Origin of the sequence: Nocardioides sp., from assembly GCF_050246775.1 — a bacterium.
In the GTDB taxonomy this organism is placed as follows: domain Bacteria; phylum Actinomycetota; class Actinomycetes; order Propionibacteriales; family Nocardioidaceae; genus Nocardioides.
In genome coordinates this window covers 501402-517155 of sequence record NZ_JBFWVK010000002.1, presented here as the reverse complement: position 1 = coordinate 517155, position 15754 = coordinate 501402, and the positions used below count along the sequence as shown (strand labels likewise).

Sequence of the window (15754 nt, the reverse complement as noted above, 5' to 3'; positions counted from 1 at the left end):
CTCCTGTGGCTCACGGTTGCTGAATCATTAAGCGCTTGCTTACCATCACTCAACCATGTCCTCGACGTCAACCGAAACGCCAGATCCCCCCGACGCGCGCAGCCGACTCGTTGCCGCGGCGGTCGCTGCCTTCGCCGAGAAGGGGTTCCACGGGACGACCACGCGCGACATCGCCTCGACGGCCGGGATGAGCCCGGCAGCCCTCTACGTCTTCTTCCCCTCCAAGGAGGCGCTCCTGCACGAGCTGTCCCTGGTGGGTCACAGTCGCGTGCTGGAGCTGGTGGAGGAGTCGGCGAGCAGCGCCGCCGACCCGGTCGACCAGCTCGGCGCGGTCGTGGAGGCGTTCGTGCGCGACCACGCGCAGTCCCACACCGGCGCGCGAGTGATCAACTACGAGCTGTCGGCGCTCACCGCCGAGCACCGGGCAGAGATCACCGCACTGCGGCACCGGATCGACCTCGTGGTGCGTGACGTCGTCCAGCTTGGGGTCGACCAGGGCGTCTTCCACACCCGCGACCCCCACATGACGACCCTGGCGGTCCTGTCCCTCGGCATCGACGTGGCGCGTTGGTATCGCGACGAGGGAGTCTGGTCACCGGCCGATGTGGCAGAGCACTACCGCGGCCTGGTGCTCGCGATGCTGGGAGTGGCCCCGGATCAGTAGCCCGGGAACACCTCGCGCAGGTCCTCCAGCGTCACGTTGCCGGTCACCTGGACCCCTGTCGGGGTGTACGGCGCAGTGAGCCGGCCACCGAGCAGTCGGATCACCGACTCCGAGGCGCCCGTGAACGTGGCGGTCGGGTCTGCACCGGCGCCGAGGTGCACCGAGTCGTCGATGATGAGCGCGAGGTCGGTGCCCTCGAGGGCCACCACAGCGGGCGTGGCGAGCCGGTCCGCCTTGCCGGTGAAACCGAGCAGGAAGCCGAGGCCATCGCTGTAGTGCTCGAGCATCACATCGGCCGCAGCGGCGTCGACAGTGGCGCCCGGGTCCAGGGCGACCTTGACGTCCCACGCGTGCTGGGCCGCCTCGCCCAGGCGCATCCCGGCTGCCGCGGCCAACGGGATCGGGGCAGGAAGGAACCCGAGCTTCATCTGGGTGCCCTCACGCTGCTCCGGGCTCAGCGCCTCGAGGGTGGCGACGAGGTCGGCGTCAGCCCGCAGGAAGCCGGCGGCCTGGTCGGCCGGAGACATGGCGTTCCAGCGATCCCAGACCCCCTTGTTGAAGTCCTGCTCGGGCGGGGCGGTGCCGTCGATGGCTGCTCGGTAGCCGGCCTGTCCGATCTCGGCGCCGCTGCCGAGGTGGGAGAGCACCTGCGCGACGCTCCACTCCGACGCGCCGGACGGGCCGTTCAGCTGGTCGCCCGAGAGGGTCGGCACCAGGCGCGCGAGGTCGTCGTGGATGGAACGCAGGGCGGCGATGGTGCGATCGGCACGAGTGGTCATGCGGGCCCAACACCGGGGGGCGAGGCATTTCTTCCCCTCAGGCGGGGACCAGACGCAGCACCGGGATCCGTCGGCCGACCAGCGCGGTGCGATCGCGGTAGTCGGCGTACCCGGGATAGAGCCGGACCGCGAGCGCGAAGAGGCGTTCGTACTCCGAAGCGTCGGTCACCTCGGCGGCCCGGAACCGGTGACCGTTGAGCCGCACCTCCGGGTGGGCGAGGAGGTTGTGGAACCACGCCGGGTGTCGATCGCGCCCGAAGCTCGACGCGATGAGCACGACGTCGGTGCCATCGTGGAAGTAGACCACCGGGTTCTCCCGGGGCAGTCCGGACTTCGCCCCCGTCGTGCTGAGCACGGCGGTCGGCAGTGGCCCGACGAGCCGGATCCGGCCGCCGGTCAGTCGCAGCACCCGCGCGTCGAAGCGAGACGCCACGTTGATGCCGTACCACCGGCCGGCCCGCGAGCGTGCGATCGCGTGCCACGCCTCCAGTGCCCGGCCACGGCGTCGAGAGGGATCGACATGGCGCAGCTCCATGGCTCTCAGGATAGGACGACTGGGCCTCGCACGGCAGGATGTTCCCCATGACGTACGACGCCGCTCCGGACCGCTATGACTCCACGCCGACCAGGGGCATGACCTACCGCCACACCGGGCGAAGCGGTCTCCAGTTGCCGGCCCTGTCGCTCGGCCTGTGGCAGAACTTCGGCGACGACCGCCCGGAGGAGACCCAGCGAGCCATCCTGCGCCGGGCCTTCGACCGCGGCGTGACCCACTTCGACCTGGCCAACAACTACGGACCGCCCTACGGCAGGGCCGAGGAGAACTTCGGGCGCTACCTGGCCGACGACTTCGCGCCCTACCGTGACGAGCTGGTCATCTCCACCAAGGCCGGCTACGACATGTGGCCGGGTCCCTACGGGCAGGGCGGTGGTTCGCGCAAATACCTGCTCGCCTCCCTCGACCAGTCCCTGGACCGCCTGGGACTCGACTACGTCGACATCTTCTACAGCCACCGCTTCGACTCCGAGACACCCGTCGAGGAGACGATGATGGCGCTCGACCATGCGGTGCGCACCGGTCGTGCCCTGTACGCCGGCATCTCGTCCTACTCGGGTGCCAGGACCACCGAGGCCGCCGCGATCGCCCGGGACCTCGGCACCCCGTTGCTGATCCACCAGCCGTCGTACAGCATGTTGAACCGCTGGATCGAGGTCGACCTGCTCGACGCGCTGGAAGCAGCGGGGATGGGCTGCATCGTCTTCTCGGCGCTGGCCCAGGGGTTGCTGACCGACCGCTACCTCGAGGGCGTGCCAGCCGACTCCCGGGCCGCTCGGGAGGACACGACCATCGCCGGCCTCGACGACGACGTGCTGCGTCGGGTGCGTGGGCTCAACGAGATCGCCCTGGGACGCGGGCAGAAGCTGGCCCAACTGGCCCTGCAGTGGGCCTTGCGCGACCCCCGCGTGACCAGCGCGGTGATCGGCGCCTCCAGCGTGGAGCAGCTCGACACCAACCTCGATGCTCTCTCGGCGCCGCCGCTCACGACCTCGGAGCTCGACGCCATCGATGCGTTCGCCGTGGACTCGGGCGTCAACCTCTGGGCCCGGTCCACCGAGGAGTGACTAGGTCGGGCCGACCAGGATGAGCGCCATGAGCGGGCAGCTGTTCTGGGCGTGCCTGGCCCGCGACAGCAGGGCCGGGGGGACCTCGGGGTCCCGCTCGCCGCTGCGGCTGACCGGGAAGCCCCACTCGTCGACGCCCAGCAGCTCGGGCAGCAGCTCGGCGCAGGCACCGTGACCGTCGCACCGGGTCCAGTCGATGTGCAGCCTGCTCATCGCGCCGCCGCCGTGCAGCGACCGGCGAGGTGGGCCTCGACGTCGCCGTGGAAGGTGCGCAGCGTGCTGGCGACGAAGCGCGCCGTACCGTCGGGGTGGGCGCAGGCGCCGCGGCCGGCCACGGTCAGCCGCATCCGGTCGATCTGCGTCACCAGCGCCGGGTCGCGGTGGCCGGTCGCCAGTCGGCCGAGGGCGTCGGCCATCCGGGGCAGGCCGTTGATGCACGGTCCGCACTGTCCGGCGCTCTCGCCGGCCAGGTAGCCGGTGATCTCTGCAGCCCTGCGTAGCGGGCAGGTGTGGGTGTCGAGGACATGGAGGACACCGGCGCCCACCTGTGCGCCGAAGGGCGCCAGCGCCGAGCGGGTCAACGCAATGTCGAGGGACGCCACCGGGACCCAGGCACCGTGGTAGCCGCCGACCAGGACAGCGACGGGGTCCAGGGGGCCGGCGGGCGTGAGCACGTCGGTCAGCCGGGATCCGCGGTCGGCCTCGACCACGCCCGGACGGGCCACCGCGCCGGAGATGCTGAACAGGGACGTGCCGGGGTCCTCCGGCGTGCCCCGGGAGCGGAACCAGTCCGCACCGTTGCGCGCTGCGAGGGCGAGATGGGCGAGGGTCTCGATGTTGCTGACCAGGGTCGCGCGCCCGCCGGCACCGCTCGTCGTCACCCGGATGAGGGGGTCGGCAGGGACCGCGCGCCGGCCGTCGATCTGGTTGACCAGCGCCGATTCCTGCCCGGCGATGAAGCCGCCGGACAGGCGCAGAACCTCGACGCCGCAGGCCCTGGCCAACGGCTCGATCCCGGGTGCGGCGACCTCGGGGCCGACGGCCAGCAGGCGCCGGCGGGCCCGCACCGCTGTGCCGACCAGCGCGAGGCCGTCCAGCACCAGGTGGGGGACCCGAGCCAGCAGGACGGCATCCTTGTGGCTGAGCGGCTCCCCCTCCATGGCGTTGCCGACCACGACGGGGCTACGTGCCGATGCCACCGCGCGCAGCTTGATCGCCGTCGGGAACCCGGCGCCCCCGCGCCCGGTGAGTCCGCTGTGATCGGCGACGGCCAGGAGCTCCTCGAGACCCAAGCAGGGCAGGGGGCCGATCCGGTCCAGGTGTTCGGCGGCGTCGAGACCGGCCAGGGAGAGCAACGGACGGGTGTCGGGCAGGGCTACGGCGGTCACAGGAGCACCTTTCGGGGAGTGCGGTGCCAGCCGCGGCCGTCGAACGACGGAGTGAACCGCCACGCGACAGCGCCGGCGACGGCGGCCGAACAGACCGCTGCGAGAACGGTGAACCAGGCGGAACCGGCATTGGTGCCGGTGCCCAGCGAATGCAGCAGCGCGACTGGCCACAGGGCGTAGGTCAGCCAGTGCACGGCCTTGAAGACCCGGGGCCCGACCCGGTGCCGCAGCAGACTGACCAGGGTGATCACGGCCAGCAGGTCGACCGCCAGGGTGCCCAGGCCGAGCCAGAGCGGTCGCCAGGTGCCGAGGAACGGGAGGACCAGGTCGAGGAGGTTGAGCTGGGCATAGGAGTCGAACAGCAGGCTGCCCAGGTGGAGGGCGATGAGCCCGGTGGCGGTCAGGGCGACGGTGCGGTGCACGTCGGCCACGCCGAAGCGACCCAACAGGGGCAGGGGTCGTCCCGAGCGGGTGGCGATACCGAGCACCACGGAGACGGTGAGCAGGACCAGAGCCACGATCCCGGTGCCCCGACCCAAGGCCCACAGTGCCTCGTTCATGACGCTTCCCGATCGGCGTCCTCGGCGGGCCACCCGCCGAGCAGATGCACTCCACCGGCAGTGTCCACCAGCCGGGCCGGCAGGCCCCGCATCGCGAGCCAGGCCCTGCCGCCACTGCCCTTGACGATGGTCGCCGTGGATGCGGTGTTCGCCTCCACGCAGGTGCGCCCCACGACACTCACCGTCCGCCACACCGGCTCGGCAGGCAGGGCGGTCGCCGGGTCGATGACGTGGTGCATGCGGGTCTGGCCGCGGCGCCAGGTGCGGCGCAGAGTGCTGGAGGTGGCCACGGCGCCGCCGGCGGGCAGGGCGATGTGGGCAGCTGGTTCGTCCTCGCCGTCGCGAATAGCGACCTGCCAGTCGCCGGCAGGGGCGGGTCCTGCCGATGCGATGTCGCCGCCCAGGCTCACCAGGACGCCGGTGTCGAAGCTGGTGGCGACGAGGCTGGCCGCGAGGTCGGCTGCGCGGGCCTTGGCGGTGGCGCCGAGGTCGAGCTCGATGCCCTCGGGCCACGTCAGCCGGGTGCCGGCGAGGTCGAGCGCTCGCCAGCCCGGCACGCGGCGTACCCGGACCACGGCACGACTCCCGTCGAGGTCGAGCTCGGCGACGTCTCGGTCGTAGCCCAGATCGCACAACGTCGCACCGACGGTCGGGTCGACCGCGCCGCCGCTGTGCTCGGCGGCGTCGAGCGCAACGGCGAGCAGGTCGGCCAGGATCGGGGACAAGGTGGCCCGAGACTGAGTGAGGTTGCAGATCTCCGAGTCGGGCCGGAACCGGCTGGCCGCCACGTCGATGTCGGCCAACAGGTCCTGGACCATCGCGCAGGCCTCGGCGAGTACTTCGGGTCGGGTGACGACCAGGCGGGCCTGGGTGCTCCACACCTGCCAGTCGACCGCGGCGACCATCTCAGGATCCCGAACTGGTGGCGTGGGTGGTGGTGCTCGATCCGGCCCCGACGCTGACCTGCGACGACGTGGTGCCGCTGGCGGTGCCCGAGGAACCCGTCGTCGAGGTGACCGTGGCCGCGGTCCCGAGACTGGTGAGGCCGAGACCTGCGGCGACCGCGAGCGCGGAGCCCACGCTCAGGGCGACCACAGCGTTGCGAATCCACCCGACCCGGCGAACGGTCCCGGTGGGGGTGTGCCGTGATTGGTTCATACAGGGACGATGACCGCTCCACCTGTGAGCCTGCTGTGCACTGGTGCTGGAGAACATGTGACCTGCGCTCGCAACAGAACGCTGGGATGCTGCGTTGGTAGGGCATGCAGCAGCTCGCCAGCGAACAGGAGACCCGTGTGGGCGACCCGCCGGAGTTCGACGAGTGGGTGGCGGCCCGAGGCCGCTCGCTGCTGCGTCTGGCCTACGTGCTGACCGGCAACGCCACCGACGCCGAGGACGTGGTGCAGGACGCGCTCTCGCGCGCGCTGCCGCGGTGGTCGCGGATCGCGACGGTGGAGGACCCCGACGCCTACCTGCGGCGGATGGTGATCAACGCCCACACCTCCTCGTGGCGCAAGTTCCGTCGGCGGGAGTCGCCGGTGTCGGAGGTGCTGGGCACCTCCGTCGAGGCGGTCCTGCCCGACGACGCCCTGTGGCAGGCGTGCCGCCGGCTCCCTGAGCCGCTGCGCACCTCGGTGGTGCTGCGCTACTACGAAGACCTCGACTACGCCGCGATCGCCGAGCTGACCGGGGTGCGCGAGGGCAGTGTGCGCTCCCGGGTCAGCCGGGGCATCGCGCTGCTGCGGACCGAACTGGGAGACGAGCATGAGTGACCTGGAGGAACGACTGCGATCGGTGCTGAGCGACCGGGCCGAGGAGGCGCCGGCCCCGGTCGGCCTCGCGCAGGGCGCCCGCGCCCGGTTGGCGCGACGGCGTCGTGCGACGGTGCTGGTGGTCGGCCTGGCCGTCGCTCTGGTGGCAGTGCCGATCGGGGTGCTGAACCTGTCCAGGTCACCGGACCGGCAGCCGGCCCCCACCACTCCGTCACCCGACGAGGTCCCCGGTGCGGTGGAGGTCTTCAACGGCTGGCACACCGAGACCTGGCGCGATGTCGAGATCCAGGTCCCCAACACCTGGATCCACGGGCGGTTGACGAACGGGTGCACCAGTCCACGACCGGCCACCCCCGTGGTGGAGCGTCCCGGTGAGCGCATGCCGTTGCACTCGTGCGGTCCGGTGAACGGCTACGGTGTCCAGTTCGTCCCGGTCGACGGCTTCGACGTGGGTGACAGCCCGGGAGTCGTGCACCGCTACACCGCCGGCAACGGGATCGACCTCTACCCCGACGGCGCGTGGGTCGGCGTCATCACGGTCGGTGGCCAGGCCGGCATCCGGGTCGTGGCGCGCAGCGAGTACGTCGCCTCCTACCTGCTGAGCTCGGCGCGGCGCGTGGGCGAGGTGGACAGCAACGGCTGCGAGCCGGCCGCCGACCTGGCGATGACCGACGGGGTGCCCGTCCTGCAGGCCCTGCTGAGCGTGTCGGCGGTCTCCGTGTGCGGCTACGACGTGGTGGCGGGGCCGGCGACGCTCGAGCCGTTGGCCTGGAGCGCACGGCTCACCGGGGACGCCGCCCAGGAGCTGCTCGACTCCCTCAAGGAATCCGCCCTGCACGCTAACGCCAGTGCGCGTCGCTGCCTGCGAGATCCGTTCGGGCCGGCCTACCTGCTCCGGTTCGGGTCGGAACGGGTCTGGATCCGACCGGTGGGCTCGTGCCCGCCGGACGGAGCGGTCGTGGACGGTGCCCAGACCCGTTTCCTGACGCCGGGGATCCTGCGTGAGGTGGCCGCTCTGGCGCCGGGGGCGGGTGGCTCCTGAAACCCGGATGACTCCGGCCGCCTCGGCAGCGACAATGGGGTCGTGGGTCACGTGGATGTCGCCGGAGTGCGTTACGAGCTGCCCGACGGACGGGTGTTGCTCGACGACATCTCGTTCCGGGTCGGCGAGGGAGCCAAGGTCGCGCTCGTCGGTGCCAACGGCGCGGGCAAGACGACCCTGCTGCGCATCATCACCGGTGACCTCACCCCGCATGCCGGGGTCGTCACCCGGTCCGGAGGGCTGGGCGTGATGCGCCAGATGGTCAATGCGGGGCTGGGGGAGGACCCCACCGTCGCGGACCTGCTGCTGTCCGTGGCCCCACCCCGGGTGCGTGCCGCGGCAGCGGAGGTCGAGCGCTGCGAGCTCGCCCTCATGGAGTCCGACGACGAGAAGACCCAGATGCGCTACGCGCACGCGCTCTCGGAGTTCACCGACGCCGGTGGCTACGACATCGAGGTCACCTGGGACGTCTGCACCATGGCCGGCCTCGGGGTGGCCTACGACCGGGCGAAGTACCGCGAGTTGCGCACACTGTCGGGAGGCGAGCAGAAGCGGCTGGTGCTGGAGTTCCTGCTGCGCGGACCCGACCAGGTGCTGCTGCTCGACGAGCCCGACAACTTCCTCGACGTGCCGGGCAAGATCTGGCTCGAGCAGCGGATCAACGAGTCGGACAAGACGATCCTCTTCATCAGCCACGACCGCGAGCTGCTGGACAACACCGCCACCCGGGTCGTCACCGTGGAGCTCGGCAGTGCGGGCAACTCCGTGTGGACCCACCCGGGTGGCTTCGCGTCGTACCACCAGGCACGCAAGGACCGCTTCGAGCGGTTCGAGGAGCTTCGGCGCCGATGGGACGAGGAGCACGCGAAGCTCAAGGCGCTGGTGCTGCGCTACAAGATCAAGGCCGAGTACAACGACGGCCTGGCCTCGCAGTACCGCGCCGCCCAGACCCGGCTGCGCAAGTTCGAGGAGAAGGGCCCGCCGACCGAGCAGCCGCGCGAGCAGCAGGTCACCATGCGCCTCAAGGGTGGGCGCACCGGCAAGCGCTCGGTGGTCTGCACCGACCTGGAGCTGACCGGTCTCATGAAGCCCTTCGACCTCGAGGTCTGGTACGGCGAACGGGTCGCCGTGCTGGGCTCCAACGGCTCGGGCAAGTCGCACTTCCTGCGGCTGCTGGCCGCTGGCGGGAGCGACCCGGACGTCGAGCACCAGCCCGTCGGCGAGGTCCCGGTCGCGCCGGTGCCGCACACCGGCAAGGCCAAGCTCGGTGCCCGGGTCCGGCCCGGCTGGTTCGTGCAGACCCACGACCATCCCGAACTGCTCGGGCGCACGCTGGTGGAGGTGCTCCACCGAGGCGACGGCTCGGTCAACGGGCGCGACGGGATGGGGCGCGAACAGGCGGCTCGGGTGCTGGACCGCTACGAGCTGGCGCACGCCGCGGAGCAGAAGTTCGAGTCGCTCTCGGGAGGCCAGCAGGCACGCTTCCAGATCCTGCTGCTGGAGCTCTCCGGCGCCACTCTGCTGCTGCTCGACGAACCCACCGACAACCTGGACGTCCAGTCCGCCGAGGCGTTGGAGGACGGGCTGGCCGCCTTCTCCGGGACGGTCCTCGCGGTCACGCACGACCGCTGGTTCGCCCGGGGCTTCGACCGGTTCCTGGTGTACGGCGCTGACGGTTCGGTCTACGAGTCGGACGGACCGGTCTGGGACGAGGGCCGGGTCGTCCGCGCTCGATGACAGGTCGACGCCGGGTGTGACCTGGGCCACAATCAGCATCATGAGCGCACCTGAACCGAGCTTCATCGACGAGCGCCTGGACTGGTGGGCGCAGCACACGCCCGACGCCGAGGCGATGACCTACGGCGACCGCACCTGGACGTGGGCGCAGTGGAACGACCGGGTACGCCGCGCAGCTGGGGGACTGCGGGCCCTCGGGATCTCGCGCGGCGACACGGTGGCCTTCCTGGACAAGAACCACCCCGCCTGTGTCGAGATCACTCACGCCGCGGCCTCCGTGGGGGCCGCGAACGCCATCGTCAACTGGCGCTCGGCAGGCGACGAGGTCGACTTCGCGGTCAACGACTCCGGCGCCAGGGTGCTCTTCGTGGGCGTCGAGCTGATGCCCACCATCGACCGGATCCGCGACCGGCTGGGCAGCGTCGAGCAGGTCATCACCGTCACGCCCGACGGGGCCGAGGGCGATGAGTACGAGGCGTGGCTGGCTCGCAGCGAACCGACGCCCAGGCAACCCGAGGTCGAGCCGGACGACGTGTGCCTGGTGATGTACTCCTCCGGCACCACCGGCCGACCCAAGGGGGTGATGCTGACGCATCGCAACATGGTCGCCCACACCATCAACGCCCACGAGGGCTGGGGGTTCGATCCCGGCGACAAGTCGATGGTGTCGATGCCGCTGTTCCACGTCGGCGGGACGTCGTACGTCATGTTCGGCCTGTACGACGGCATCCCCAGCGTGATGACGCGTGACCCGGACGGTGCCTCGCTGGCCGGCGCCATCCTGAAGGGCGCCAACCGGACCTTCCTGGTCCCGGCGGTGCTCGCGCAGGTGCTGCAGTCGGGCCCCGAGGCGGTCCAGCTCTTCGGCCGCCTGAAGACCTACACGTACGGCGCCGCACCGATGCCGGCCCCGCTGCTGCGGGCCGCGATGCAGGCGTGGCCGGCGACCGACTTCATCCATGTGTACGGGCTGACGGAGGTGGCCGGCGTGGCCACCCATCTGCTCCCCGCGGCGCATCGGGACCCAGGGCACCCCGAACGGCTCGTCTCGGCCGGGCAACCGCTGCCCGGCTGCGAGCTGCGCATCGTCGACCCGGTCACGCTGCAGGACCTGCCGGTGGGTGAGCACGGCGAGATCTGGTTGCGCACCCCCCAGCTGATGAAGGGCTTCCTCCACCAGCCCGAGGAGACCGCCAAGGTCATCACGTCTGACGGTTGGTTCCGCACCGGTGACGTGGGGCGCGTCGACGACGAGGGCTTCGTGTTCGTCCAGGACCGGATCAAGGACCTGATCATCTCGGGTGGGGAGAACATCTACTCGCCCGAGGTCGAGCGGGTCCTGGCCGAGCACCCGGCGGTCATGGAGGTCGCGATCATCGGCGTGCCGGATGACCGGTGGGGCGAGGCGGTCAAGGCGGTCGTCAGCCTGCATGCCGGTGCGAGTGCCACGGAGTCGGAGCTGATCGACTGGTGCCGGGAGTCCTTGGCGGGCTTCAAGTGCCCGAAGTCGGTCGACGTGCTCGAGGCGCTGCCGCGCAACCCGACCGGCAAGATCCTCAAGCGTGAGCTGCGTCGCCCCTACTGGGAGGGTCGCGACTCAGCGGTCGTCTGAGCCGGCTCCCGCCTCGATGTGGAGGGTCAGCTTCTTGAGCATCCGGTTGAGCGTGGCCAGCTCCTTGCGCGTGAGCGCCGCCGCGAGGTCGTCCTCGGCGGCGCCGCGGATGGCCAGGGCCTCGCGCCAGATGCGTGCGCCCTCGCGGGTGATCTCGACGTCGACGCGCCGCCGGTCCGTGATGCCGGGGATGCGCTTGACCCAGCCCTTGGTCTCCAGGCCCTCGAGGCGTCCGGTCATGCCGGCGTTGGAGAGCCCCAGATCGGCGGCGAGCGTGCCCGGTGAGGCGTGGCCGGGAGTGTCGCGGATCATGAGGTGATGGAGGGTCTCGTACTCGAAGTCCTGCAGGCCGGTCTCGGCCAGGGCGAGCCGGGTGGCCGCCCTGAGGTGCCGCACCACCTGACCCACTCGGACGGTCATCGCCTCCACCTCGTCGTCGAAGGTGAGGTCGATGAAGCTGTCTCGCCAGCGCTCGACGTGCAGATCGGCGGCATCCTTCGGCATGGTGCCGAGTCTAGGGCACGATATTTCGTTGACGAACTGTTCGCTGACGAAATAGATTGCTGCCATGAAGGTGAGCCCGCTCCACCATGCGCCGTTCCGGTGGCTGGTCCTGGGCACCAGCACCAGCAGCCTGGGCAACGGCATCGCCCCCATCGCCCTGGCATTCGCGGTGCTCGACCTGGGCGGCAGTGCCTCCGACCTGGGCATCGTCGTGGGGCTCTACGCACTGGCCGACGTCGCCGCGGTGCTCTTCGGTGGAGTCCTGGGCGACCGACTGCCGCGCGCGGTCCTGATGCAGGGCGCCTCGGCCGCCGCGGCCGTGGCCCAGGGGGTGGCTGCCGCGTCCCTGATCGGTGGGTGGGGGAGCATCCCACTGCTGGCCGTGATCGGCATGCTCAACGGGGCTCTGGGTGCGCTCGGCGGCCCCAGCTCCTCGGCCATCACGGTGCAGACGGTTCCCGAGGTCCACCTCCGCCAGGCGATCGCCTGGCGCCGCCTCAGCCAGAACGTGGCGATGATCGTGGGCTCGGGCGTTGCCGGGATCCTGGTCGCGGTGGCCGGCAGTGGCTGGGCGCTGGCGCTGGACGCCATCACCTTCGCCGTCGCCGCCGGCTGCTTCTCGCGGATCCGGGTGCCCGCGCTCGCGGTGTCGGCGAGCTCGGGGATGTTCAACGAGGTCGGCGCCGGCTTCCGCGAGGTGATGCGCCACACCTGGTTGTGGATCCTGATCCTCCAGGCGCTGCTCTACCACCTGTTCTACGGCGGCGCCCAGGGTGTGCTCGGGCCGATCGTGGTCGGCGACGCCCTCGGCCGGCCCGCCTGGGGGTGGGCGTTGTCGGCGATGATGACGGGCTTCGTGGCAGGTGGTCTGCTGATGCTGCGCTGGAAGCCGCGCCGGGCGCTGTTCGTCGGCACCTGGTTCCTCGCCCTGACCGCGTGCTTCCCGTTCGCGATGGCCTGGAGCGCCACGGGCGGGTCGGGAGCCCTGGCGGTGGTGCTCGCCGGGGCCTTCCTGCACGGCTTCGGGCTGGAGATCTTCAGCGTCGGCTGGGACCTGTCGATCCTGCAGAACGTCGAACCCGACAAGCTCAGCCGGGTCTACTCCTTCGACATGATCGGCTCGTTCATCGCGAGACCGGTCGGTCTGGCCCTCACCGGGCCGATCGCCACTGCCGTCGGCTACCGGTCCTGGCTGGTCGTGGTGGGCACGGTGATCCTCATCAGCGTCGCGGCCGCGTTCGCCGTCCCGGAGGTCCGACGCCTCGAGCGGCACGCGGACGAGCCGGCTGCGGTCTAGCTCGGCTGCGACGTGCGCGGGCGACGACGCAGGGTACGACGGCCTCGGCCGCCGCTGCGACGGGGACTCAACTGGTTCTCTCGTTGGGGCTCGACCTGCATCTGGACCCAGGCCGCCAACGGGTGCGGTGTTCTACTCATGCCGACGATGAGGACAAAGTGGACATCCAGATACACCGAAATGCACCGAACGCCGCCCCCGACGATCCGGGAGCGGCGTTCGACGAGCCAGTGGATCAGGCCCAGCGCTCGGCCTGCGACTTGAAGTCGAGGGTGCGGTCGCCGGTGTAGATCTGCTTGGGACGCGCGATCTTCTGCTCCTTGTCCTGGACCAGCTCGAGCCACTGCGCCAACCAGCCCGGCGTACGGCCGATGGCGAAGAGCACGGTGAACATCTCGGGCGGGAACTGGAAGGCCTCGTAGATGAGGCCGGAGTAGAAGTCCACGTTGGGGTAGAGCTTGCGCTTGACGAAGTACTCGTCCTCCAGCGCGATCTTCTCCAGCTCCTTGGCGATCGAGAGGAGCGGGTTGACCCCGGTGACCTCGAAGACGTCGTCGCAGGCCTTCTTGATGATGGTCGCGCGCGGGTCGAAGTTCTTGTAGACGCGGTGTCCGAAGCCCATGAGCTTCTCGTTGCCGTTCTTCACGCCCTCGATGAACGCCGGGATGTTCTCCTTGGTGCCGATGCGGCGCAGCATCCGCAGCACCGCCTCGTTGGCTCCGCCGTGCAGCGGGCCGTAGAGGGCCCCCACACCGGCCGCGACGGCCGAGTAGGGGTCGACCTGCGACGATCCGACCGAGCGCACCGCGTTGGTCGAGCAGTTCTGCTCGTGGTCGGCGTGCAGGATGAACAGCACGTCGAGGGCCTTGACCAGACGGGGGTCGGCGTCGAAGCGCTTCTCACTCATCTTGAACAGCATCGACAAGAAGTTGGCGGTGTAGCCGAGCTCGTTGTCGGGATAGACGTAGGGCTTGCCCTGTGCGTGGCGGAACGCCCAGGCGCCCAGGGTCGGCATCTTCGCGATCATCCGCACGATCTGCATGTGCCGGTTGTCCGGGTCCCCGATGTTGCGGGCGTCGGGGTAGAACGTCGAGAGCGCGCCCACCGAGGCCATCAGCATGCCCATCGGGTGGGCGTCGTAGCGGAAGCCCTGCATGAAGGTCTTCACGTTCTCGTGCACGAACGTGTGGTAGGTGATCTCGTGCACCCAGGCGTCGTACTCGACCTTGGTCGGGAGCGTGCCGTGGATCAACAGGTAGGCGACCTCGAGGAAGGTCGACTTCTCGGCCAGCTGCTCGATGGGGTAGCCGCGGTACTCGAGAATCCCCTTGTCACCATCGATGAAGGTGACGGCGCTGCGGCACGAGGCGGTGTTGACGAATCCGGGGTCGTAGACGGCCAGGCCGGGCGTCTCCTCGTCGGTGCGGATCTTCCCGATGTCGGCGGCCTTGATGGTGCCGTCGACGATCGGGACGTCGTATTCGTTGCCTGTGCGGTTGTCACGAACGGTCAGCGACGCACTGCCGGATGCAGCTTGTGCGCCAGGAGAGGCCTGTACGTCGGTCACGTCGGCTCCTTGCGTTACTGTGAAGTTAGGTCGCAACAAACCTAGACCGCTTTGGCGAAAGCTGGGAAACCGGGTCCGTTTTGACTGTCGCCTGAGCGCCCGCGTAAACTCGGGCGCTGCGCCTGCCGACGGATGTTGTCGCGGCTGGCCCCGAACCGGGGATCCCCCCGGTTCACTCATCACGAACCTCAGGAAGTTGGCTTATCACCGTGCGTACGTACAGCCCGAAGCCCGCTGACATTCAGCGCGAGTGGCACGTCATCGATGCCACCGACGTCGTCCTCGGTCGCCTCGCTGTGCAGACCGCCAACCTCCTGCGCGGCAAGCACAAGGCGATGTTCGCCCCGCACATGGACACCGGCGACTTCGTCATCATCGTCAACGCCGAGAAGGTCGCCCTGTCCGGTGACAAGGCGAAGACCAAGATGGCCTACCGTCACTCGGGCTACCCGGGTGGTCTCACCGCCACGCCGATCGGCGAGCTGCTCGAGAAGGACGCCCGCAAGGCCATCGAGAAGGCCGTCTGGGGCATGCTCCCCAAGAACCGTCTCGGTCGTCAGCTGCTGACGAAGCTCAAGGTCTACTCCGGCCCGGAGCACCCGCACCAGGCCCAGCAGGCCATCCCGTTCGAGATCTCCCAGATCTCCCAGTAATCCGCGAAGAAAGTTTGAGTGAGGAACCCCGTGGCTGAGACCACCGAGACCGACAACCTGGCTGGTGACACCGAGGAGACCTTCGAGGTCGACGAGGCTGGCGTTGCCTACAGCTCCGAGAGTGCCCCGGCTGCCGACGCCCCGCTGCGTGCGGCGACGATCGCCCCGATGAACGCCACCGGTCGCCGCAAGGAGGCCGTCGCTCGCGTCCGCCTCGTGCCCGGCACCGGTCAGTGGCGCGTCAACGGTCGCACCCTGGACTCCTACTTCCCGAACAAGCTCCACCAGCAGGTCGTCAACGAGCCCTTCGTGACCACCGACCTGGAGGACCGCTTCGACGTGATCGCCCGGATCCACGGTGGCGGCATCACCGGTCAGGCCGGCGCCCTGCGTCTCGGCGTGGCCCGCTGCCTCAACGCCATCGACATCGACGCCAACCGCGCATCGCTGAAGAAGGCCGGTCTGCTCACCCGCGACGCTCGCGTCATCGAGCGCAAGAAGGCCGGACTCAAGAAGGCCCGCAAGGCGCCGCAGTTCAGCAAGCGATAGTCAGCAG

General features: G+C 70.0%; 18 protein-coding genes. 9 read left to right on the top strand and 9 right to left on the bottom strand.

Translation table 11 applies throughout. From position 1 onward, the window contains the following. The first annotated feature begins 55 nt into the window (after window positions 1-55). Window positions 56-664, top strand: a complete 609-nt coding sequence (locus AB7I40_RS12310; RefSeq protein WP_428344694.1) for a TetR/AcrR family transcriptional regulator — start codon at window positions 56-58, stop codon at window positions 662-664. Here AB7I40_RS12310 and AB7I40_RS12305 read toward each other — a convergent pair. Continuing rightward, window positions 658-1443, bottom strand: a complete 786-nt coding sequence (locus tag AB7I40_RS12305; RefSeq protein WP_428344693.1) for a maleylpyruvate isomerase N-terminal domain-containing protein — start codon at window positions 1441-1443, stop codon at window positions 658-660. The two genes, AB7I40_RS12310 and AB7I40_RS12305, sit on opposite strands and share 7 nt — an antisense overlap. Before the next feature lie 37 nt (window positions 1444-1480). Then, the gene (locus AB7I40_RS12300) at window positions 1481-1978 is read right to left on the bottom strand and encodes a nitroreductase family deazaflavin-dependent oxidoreductase (protein WP_428344692.1); all 498 of its coding nucleotides are present in this window, start codon (window positions 1976-1978) and stop codon (window positions 1481-1483) included. A 47-nt stretch (window positions 1979-2025) separates the two neighbouring features. Between AB7I40_RS12300 and mgrA the strand changes: the two genes are divergently transcribed. Then, window positions 2026-3066: an L-glyceraldehyde 3-phosphate reductase gene (mgrA, locus tag AB7I40_RS12295; protein ID WP_428344691.1), complete on the top strand. Its 1041-nt coding sequence runs from the start codon at window positions 2026-2028 to the stop codon at window positions 3064-3066. On the opposite strand, the gene AB7I40_RS12290 is transcribed toward mgrA, so the two are convergent. From AB7I40_RS12290 to AB7I40_RS12270, 5 genes are read right to left on the bottom strand one after another with little or no spacing between them, the layout of a single operon-like run. Then, window positions 3067-3279 carry a ferredoxin gene (locus AB7I40_RS12290; protein ID WP_428344690.1) on the bottom strand — a complete coding sequence of 71 codons (213 nt, stop codon included), beginning with the start codon at window positions 3277-3279 and terminating at the stop codon, window positions 3067-3069. Then, window positions 3276-4454: an NADH-ubiquinone oxidoreductase-F iron-sulfur binding region domain-containing protein gene (locus AB7I40_RS12285; RefSeq protein WP_428344689.1), complete on the bottom strand. Its 1179-nt coding sequence runs from the start codon at window positions 4452-4454 to the stop codon at window positions 3276-3278. The genes AB7I40_RS12290 and AB7I40_RS12285 overlap by 4 nt, the downstream gene beginning before the upstream one ends. Then, complete coding sequence (locus AB7I40_RS12280; protein ID WP_428344688.1) at window positions 4451-5014, bottom strand: ferric reductase-like transmembrane domain-containing protein; 564 nt, start codon at window positions 5012-5014, stop codon at window positions 4451-4453. The genes AB7I40_RS12285 and AB7I40_RS12280 overlap by 4 nt, the downstream gene beginning before the upstream one ends. Beyond that, window positions 5011-5919 (bottom strand): FAD:protein FMN transferase, encoded by a 909-nt coding sequence (locus AB7I40_RS12275; RefSeq protein WP_428344687.1) that lies wholly within the window; start codon window positions 5917-5919, stop codon window positions 5011-5013. Before AB7I40_RS12275 ends, AB7I40_RS12280 begins: the two co-directional genes overlap by 4 nt. 1 nt (window position 5920) lies before the next feature. Next, entirely contained in the window at window positions 5921-6172 is a 252-nt protein-coding gene (locus tag AB7I40_RS12270) for a hypothetical protein (protein ID WP_428344686.1), read from the bottom strand. Window positions 6173-6309: 137 nt separating this feature from the next. On the opposite strand from AB7I40_RS12270, the gene AB7I40_RS12265 reads away from it, so the two are divergent. From AB7I40_RS12265 to AB7I40_RS12250, 4 genes are read left to right on the top strand one after another with little or no spacing between them, the layout of a single operon-like run. Then, window positions 6310-6786 (top strand): SigE family RNA polymerase sigma factor, encoded by a 477-nt coding sequence (locus AB7I40_RS12265; RefSeq protein WP_428344685.1) that lies wholly within the window; start codon window positions 6310-6312, stop codon window positions 6784-6786. Further along, entirely contained in the window at window positions 6779-7828 is a 1050-nt protein-coding gene (locus tag AB7I40_RS12260) for a hypothetical protein (protein WP_428344684.1), read from the top strand. Before AB7I40_RS12265 ends, AB7I40_RS12260 begins: the two co-directional genes overlap by 8 nt. 42 nt (window positions 7829-7870) lie before the next feature. Then, window positions 7871-9565, top strand: a complete 1695-nt coding sequence (locus AB7I40_RS12255; RefSeq protein WP_428344683.1) for an ABC-F family ATP-binding cassette domain-containing protein — start codon at window positions 7871-7873, stop codon at window positions 9563-9565. Between the two features lie 40 nt (window positions 9566-9605). Next, window positions 9606-11177: a long-chain-fatty-acid--CoA ligase gene (locus AB7I40_RS12250; RefSeq protein ID WP_428344682.1), complete on the top strand. Its 1572-nt coding sequence runs from the start codon at window positions 9606-9608 to the stop codon at window positions 11175-11177. Here the strand turns inward: AB7I40_RS12250 and AB7I40_RS12245 are convergent. Further along, on the bottom strand, window positions 11163-11681 hold the full coding sequence (locus AB7I40_RS12245) for a MarR family winged helix-turn-helix transcriptional regulator (RefSeq protein ID WP_428344681.1): 519 nt from the start codon (window positions 11679-11681) through the stop codon (window positions 11163-11165). The genes AB7I40_RS12250 and AB7I40_RS12245 overlap by 15 nt on opposite strands. A 64-nt stretch (window positions 11682-11745) precedes the next feature. Between AB7I40_RS12245 and AB7I40_RS12240 the strand changes: the two genes are divergently transcribed. Beyond that, window positions 11746-12978: an MFS transporter gene (locus AB7I40_RS12240; RefSeq protein WP_428344680.1), complete on the top strand. Its 1233-nt coding sequence runs from the start codon at window positions 11746-11748 to the stop codon at window positions 12976-12978. 235 nt (window positions 12979-13213) lie between these two features. On the opposite strand, the gene AB7I40_RS12235 is transcribed toward AB7I40_RS12240, so the two are convergent. Further along, window positions 13214-14545: a citrate synthase gene (locus AB7I40_RS12235; protein ID WP_428344679.1), complete on the bottom strand. Its 1332-nt coding sequence runs from the start codon at window positions 14543-14545 to the stop codon at window positions 13214-13216. Window positions 14546-14754: 209 nt separating this feature from the next. Here AB7I40_RS12235 and rplM point away from each other — a divergent pair, with 209 nt between their 5' ends. Both rplM and rpsI read left to right on the top strand, forming a co-directional pair. After that, window positions 14755-15198, top strand: a complete 444-nt coding sequence (rplM, locus tag AB7I40_RS12230) for a 50S ribosomal protein L13 (protein WP_428344678.1) — start codon at window positions 14755-14757, stop codon at window positions 15196-15198. Window positions 15199-15228: 30 nt separating this feature from the next. After that, window positions 15229-15747: a 30S ribosomal protein S9 gene (gene rpsI / locus AB7I40_RS12225; protein WP_428344677.1), complete on the top strand. Its 519-nt coding sequence runs from the start codon at window positions 15229-15231 to the stop codon at window positions 15745-15747. Window positions 15748-15754: the final 7 nt, after the last annotated feature.